The 6,097-nt window shown below is 72.5% G+C and carries 4 protein-coding genes; all 4 read right to left on the reverse strand.

Annotated elements, in window-relative coordinates:
• Positions 1–16 precede the first annotated feature (16 nt).
• Positions 17–889, reverse strand: coding sequence for an alpha/beta fold hydrolase (locus HALOF300_RS09660; protein ID WP_156740738.1), 873 nt, complete (start codon positions 887–889; stop codon positions 17–19).
• Positions 889–3,249, reverse strand: a complete 2,361-nt coding sequence (locus HALOF300_RS09665; protein ID WP_156740739.1) for an alpha/beta fold hydrolase — start codon at positions 3,247–3,249, stop codon at positions 889–891. Before HALOF300_RS09665 ends, HALOF300_RS09660 begins: the two co-directional genes overlap by 1 nt.
• 78 nt (positions 3,250–3,327) lie before the next feature.
• On the reverse strand, positions 3,328–4,464 hold the full coding sequence (locus HALOF300_RS09670; RefSeq protein WP_156740740.1) for a class I SAM-dependent methyltransferase: 1,137 nt from the start codon (positions 4,462–4,464) through the stop codon (positions 3,328–3,330).
• A 438-nt stretch (positions 4,465–4,902) separates the two neighbouring features.
• On the reverse strand, positions 4,903–5,871 hold the full coding sequence (locus HALOF300_RS09675) for a hypothetical protein (RefSeq protein ID WP_156740741.1): 969 nt from the start codon (positions 5,869–5,871) through the stop codon (positions 4,903–4,905).
• Positions 5,872–6,097 lie beyond the last annotated feature (226 nt).

The following is a 6,097-nucleotide window of genomic DNA, read 5'->3' on the forward strand; positions in this document are numbered from 1 at the left end:
CCGGTCGGCGGCCGGGTCAGCGGGTGGCCCGGCTGATGAAGTCGCGCAGCAGGAGGTTCACGAGGACCGGGTCGCGGGCCATCGGAAGGTGGCCGGCACCGTCGATCTCGACGTGCTCGCCTCCGGTCAGGTCCGCGACGATCCGGCCCCGCTCGGGCACCTGGCACCGGTCCTCTGACCCGGTGATCACGAGCACCGGGCACCGGACCGCCGCGCAGGCGGCGCGGGCAGCGGCCTCGCCGGAGTACCCCGACGGCGGTGCCTCGGAGTCCGCGAGGTTCACCTCCGCCGTCGTCCCCTGCGCCCAGCCGACCATGTCCTCGACCTGCTTCGTCGAGTGCGGCTCGGGGAACAGCTGCCCGAAGAAGAACCGAGCGAAGCCGGGCCAGTCCCGGAGCCAGTAGTGCCGGTTGAGCTTGGCCCAGCCCTCATCGGTGCCGAGCACGGCGTCGAAGTCGTAGGCGACCTTCCAGGGATGCGGCGGCGTCAGCGGTAGGCCGGGGTTGATCGCGACCACGCCACGCACCCGCTCGGGGCGTTCGGCGGCCATGACCAACGCGAGGCCCGCACCGCTGCAGACCCCGCACAACACGGCCGCCGTGGCGCCGACCTCGTCGAGCACCGCCCACGCGTCCTCGACCATGCGCTCGAACGCGAAGTCGGCAGGGTCCGTCGTCCGATCGGAGCCGCCGTTGCCGCGCGGGTCCGCCGTCACCACCCGGAAGGACCGGGCCAGGAACGGCACCTGCGCCTTCCACGCGCGGGCCTGCGTGATCACATCCGGCATCAGCAGGAACACCGTGGGCTCACCTGTACCGAAGACCTCGAAGTGCGTGCGGACCCCGCCCACGCTGACGTGGCCCGCGCGGGTCGGCGCGAGCGCGCGCATCAGAGCAGCTCCGCCAGCATCGCGGCGGCCCGTGCCGCGCCGTCGGTCTCCACCGGGAGCGAGGTCGGGACGCGCTCGATCTCGGCGGCCATCGCCGCGGCGAGCGCGTCCGGGTCGGACGCCTCGGCATAATCGACGCAGCGGCCCGCCCCGTACCGCTCGAGCCGGTGCCGCACGTGCACGTTCTGCTCGAAGTGGTGCTGCAGCGGGACGTACAGGAACGGCCGGCCGGCCGCGGCGAGCTCCATGGACGTGGTCAGCCCGCCCTGGACCACGGCCAGGTCGCACGCGCCCAGGTGCCGGTACAGGTCCGGGACGTACCCGCGATAGGTGACGCCCCGCCGTCGGGGCAGTTCGTCGGGATCGATCCGCGGACCGGTGACGACGAGGACGTGCAGGCCGTCGACAGTGCGGCGGGCGGCCGGCACGGCGTCCAGGACGCGGTGCAGCAGCGACGTGCCGACCCCCGATCCGCCGACCGTGACCACGCAGAGCCGGTCGTCGGCGCCGAGTCCGAGCCGGCGGCGCAGCTCCTCGCGCTCGGCGTCGGTCGGCGGCACGAAGCCGGTCACGTACCCGGCGAAGTCGAAGTTCGCCTCGGTCCATTCGCGGATGCCGGGCAGTCCCGGCCCGAACGTCAGGTCCACCACGTCGTCGGGGTTGCCTACGAAGATCGAGCGGTCCCGGATCCGCCGGTAGCGGGCCCGCTGCTCGATCATCTCCGCGTTGTAGTCGGTCGTGAGCGCCAACTCCCTCTCGCCGCCGTCGGGCATCGGCACCCAGCCGACGAAGTCTGTCATCCATGCGAACGAGAACCGCTTGAGCTCGGGGTTCTCGTGCAGGAAGTAGTCGACGTCCCAGGCTTCGTCACCGATGACGAGGTCGTAGGTGCCGTCCGCGACGACGTCGGCGAAGACCATGAAGTTGTTCACGAGGATCTCGTCCATCTGGCGGATCGCCTGGAACGCGTGCAGGTCGTGGTCGGCGGAGGCGTCCTCGAAGTGGGCCGACTCGTTCGCCAGCCAGGCCGACGCGGGATGAACGCGTTCGCCGGCGTCGGTGAGCACGCGGGTCACCGGGTGCTGGGTGAGCCAGTCGATCTGGAGATCCGGGTGGTGGGTGCGCAACGCCTGGGCGACGGCGAGGTCCCGCCGGGCGTGACCGAGGCCGATCGGGGAGGACAGGTAGAGGGCGCGGCGGGGCCGGCGTTGCGCGCGGGTCCAGGTCCGACGGCGGGGCTGCGGCTGCCAGCGCGTGTCCGGTCCGTCCGGGGTGCTCGAGGCGGCCGGCGCCGCTGGCCCGGGTCGGGTGGCGCTGACGGTGTCCATCGCGAACTCCTTGATGAGGAGGTTGGTGCGGACCGGGTCCCGGGCGGGCAGGCCGTGCCCACCGCCGTCGACCAGGACGAGTTCACCACGGGTCAGGTCGGCGAGCCGGATCCCGATGGCCGCGGGCCGTACCGCGTCCTCGAGCCCGTGCACGACGAGCACGGGGCAGCGCACCCGCTCGCACAGCGGCTCGAGCGGGGTCCGGGTGGCGCCCTCCAGGCCGAGGCGGCCGGCCGTCGTGTCCGCGAGGGTCTGCGGGCTGATCTGGTGGGCCCACCGGACCACGTCCTGGATCGGCTTCGTGGAGTGGGGCTCTGTGAACATCTTCCGGGCGAAGAAGTCGACGTAGTCGTCGTACCCGCCGCCGAGCCAGTAGTCCTTGTTGTACTTGGCCCAGCCCTGCGTGGTGTCGAGGTGGCCGTCCCACGCGTACTTCTCTCGTTCGGGCGCCGCCACGGCCAGCCCACAGGAGGGCGCGATGGCCACGAGCGCCTGAACCCGCTCCGGGTGGCGCGCCGCGAGGTGGACCGCCCAGGCGGCGCCGCAGGAGTAGCCGACCACGACGGCCCGGTCGGTGCCGGTCGCGTCCAGCACGGCGGCCCCGTCGGCCGCGTACTGCTCGTCGGTGTAGGCGGGTGCCCCCTCGGGCCGCCCGGCCGCGCCGCTGCCGCGGCCGTCGAAGGTGATGACCCGGAAGTACCTCGCCAGGTAGGGCACCTGGGCCTTCCAGAACCGGGACGGCACCAGGGACCAGGTCGGCAGCAGCAGGATCGTCGTCGCCCCCGAGCCGTACACGGCGTACGGGATCCGCACCCCGTCGCGGACCGTGACGCCGGTGGTGTCCGGGACACGGGCCGGGCGGGGCTCGTCGCGGACCGGCGGAGCGTTCCCCGGGCTCGGGGCCGCAACGACCTCCGCCGGAGGGATGGACCCTCCGGCGGTGTGTCCGACCCGGCCCTCGGCGGCGTGAGTGAACCGGAGGACCCTGGCTCGCGTCGGGCTGCCTCGCCCGACCACGGGACGTCCCGTCATGTCCGCAGTGTCCTCCGGTTCGGTACTCACTGCCCACCCTTTCCGCAGCGCCGCCGTTCTCATGGCCGTCCTCGCCCGTCAGGGCCGGATCTCGAGCACCCGGTTGAACGGGGTCTGCGCGACCGACGCGAACCGAGTGAACCCCGCCGCGGTGGCGACGTCCCGGATCCGGGCCGGGCCGGCCTGGGTGCCGAGGGCCAGACCGACGTCCTGCGACAGCGACGCCGGCGTGCACAGCAGCGTGGAGAAGCCGTAGTACGCCCGGCCCACCGGGTTCAGGTTGTCCTCGACGTGATCACCGGCCATCGGCTCGACGACCATCCAGGTCCCGTCCGGAGCCAGCGCCCGCCGAACCTGCTCGGCCGCGCCGACCGGGTCGCCCATGTCATGCAGGCAGTCGAACATCGTGATCAGGTCGAAGCCAGAACCGGGCAGCGCCTGCGCCGGTGCCACCTGGAAGTCGACCCGGTCCGCCACGCCGGCGTCCGCCGCGCGACGGCGGGCGGTGGCGATCGAGGCCTCGTGGTAGTCGGAGCCGACGAACCGCGAGTTCGGGAATGCCTGCGCCATCAGCACCGTGGAGGCGCCGTGGCCACAACCGACGTCCGCGACCAGGGCGCCCTCCTGCAGCTTCTCGACAACGCCGTCGAGGGCGGGCAGCCACGCGTCGATCAGGTTGGCGTTGTAGCTCGGGCGGAAGAACCGCTCACAACCGACGTGCACATCGGTGACGTGCTCGTGCCAGCCGTAGCCGGCGCCGTTGCGGGCCGCGTCCAGGATGTGGTCGACGTCGTGGACGGTGCCGAGTGCGATCTGGAAGAACCCGGGCAGGAACGCCGGGCTGTCCTCGACCGTGAGCGCGATGGCCTGCTCCGGCGGCAGGGTGTACCGGCCCGACGGCGGGTCGTAGGTGAGGTAGGCACCGGCAGCCTGGGCGTTCAGCCACTCGCGGGCGTACGGCTCCGCCGTACCGGTGCGTGCGGCCAGTTCGGCGGGCGTGGTCGGGCCGTTGGCGGCCAGGTCCTTGTAGTAGCCGAGCTTGTCGCCGAGGACGACGAGCGCGGCGTTCAGGGTTGCCCCGACCTCGTCGACCGCGCGAAACACGAACGCCATCAGGGCATCCATGTCGATGGCGGGGGTCGCGTCCGGCGGCGCGGTGGCGGCCGACTCGGGGGCGGTCGGCTGGGTGCTCGGGACGGATGTCTCGGTGCTCATCGGATCCTCCGTTGGTTCCTCTGTATGACGTGGTGGTTGTCGATCGCGGCTGATGCCGTGACTGCGAACGTAGATTCGCTTCGCACCGGCCCGCGTCAGGTGCCCCACCTAGTCGATGGGCAGGTTCGCCACCTGGTCGATAGGGCAGGTTCGCCACCTGGTCGATAGGGCAGACGTCGCCCGCCGCCGCGAGCACCGATCGAGGCGCCCCGTTGATCGCCACCCATCCGAGTCACCCCTGCGGAGCACGGGTCCCAGCGTCAGTGGAGCGATTCCGAGGTGCTGGGTGCCTCGCAATCGCACCTCTACCAGTCAGCGCATGTTGGGCCCGGCGCCGCGGCCTGGGATCGGCAGACGCACGCCCGCTCCCCCTCCCCGCACGCGGTCCAGCCTGTTGTGGTGCGATTCCAAGCCGCCCAGCACCTCGGAACTGCACCGTTAGCGCTGAGCGGGGTCTTGTGTGCAGCGCGGGCAGGATTTGAGTTCGCCGGCCCAGCCGCGGCGGTGCAGGATCTCGGCGATCCACCGGGCGGTCCGGCACGGCGTGGTGAAGGCCAGCCCGTAGGTGACCCGCGCGGTCGGCGCCCCGGAGGCCGCGAGTTCGGCCAGGTCGCGGGCAGCGTCATCGTCGCGTGCGGCAGCGTCGCCGTGGAAGGCGTGGCCGTCGAGTTCGACCACGAGCCCGTACTGCCGGTACCTGACGTCCTGGTGGGTGCGGATCCCGAGCGATGAGCTCTCGTGCTGGCGGCCGGCGCGCGGTAGCGCGTGGGCACGCTCGACGTTGTCGCGGTAGCCGCGCTCGAGAACCGAGCACACGCCATCGCGCAGGTCGCCGAGCATCGAGACGATCATCGCTCGCTCGGCGACGCGTCGCCGGCTTGCGAGCGCGGCGAGGATCCGGTCCGGCGTGGTCCGGCGCGACTGTGCGACCGTGGCGAGGGTGGCGAAACCCGCGGCCACGGCTCCCGCGCGGATGTGCTTGGAGATCTCGTCGATCGTCGCGTGCTCGATACGCACCCGTGGTGGCGCGCGGTGCCACAGCACCCTGTCCTGGAGGTCGCTCATGTGGCGCACCTCCACGCCCTTCGGGAGCCGGACAGCGCGGCCCCGTGCGATCGCGATCTGCACGTTCCCCGGAGTCGGACCGGGCAACGCGGAGGCGCCCGCCAGCGCAGCCGGCCATGCCGTCAGCACCGCGGCCCACTCGCGCTGCCGCTGCGTCAACGGGCCGGTGTGGTTCACGAAGACGCCGGGATGGACGCGTCGGAGCTCGCGCCGTCGGATCATCCGTTCGATGTCATGCAGCAGGGCACCCGCCTCAAGCAACTGCCACCGTGCGACCACGCCGTCCTGCACCGAGAGCAGTTCCCGGAGGGGCACGCGATCGAGCTCGAACCGTTCCGACATCGCGGCACGGTGTCACGCCTCAGGTCGCAGATGCCCGATCAGGAGCGCGCCCTGTGGACCGCCAGGCGTCGGGGCCACGCCTGTGCGGGCACGGGTCAACCGTCAGCGGGGCGCCGAGCCCGCCTGGGGTCACCCGCACACGCCCGGCCCCGAGCCCGCCGGGGTCACCCCGCACACGCCCGGCCCCGAGCCCGCCGGGGTCACCCCGCACACGCCCGGCCCCGAG

The organism is Occultella aeris, from assembly GCF_902703175.1.
Taxonomy (GTDB): Bacteria; Actinomycetota; Actinomycetes; order Actinomycetales; family Beutenbergiaceae; genus Occultella; species Occultella aeris.

Coding starts and splice junctions, on each gene's coding strand:
- HALOF300_RS09665 (WP_156740739.1), bottom strand. CDS start 3,249: ATGACGGGACGTCCCGTGGTCGGGCGAGGCAGCCCGACGCGAGCCAGG.
- HALOF300_RS09670 (WP_156740740.1), bottom strand. CDS start 4,464: ATGAGCACCGAGACATCCGTCCCGAGCACCCAGCCGACCGCCCCCGAG.
- HALOF300_RS09675 (WP_156740741.1), bottom strand. CDS start 5,871: ATGTCGGAACGGTTCGAGCTCGATCGCGTGCCCCTCCGGGAACTGCTC.
- HALOF300_RS09660 (WP_156740738.1), bottom strand. CDS start 889: ATGCGCGCGCTCGCGCCGACCCGCGCGGGCCACGTCAGCGTGGGCGGG.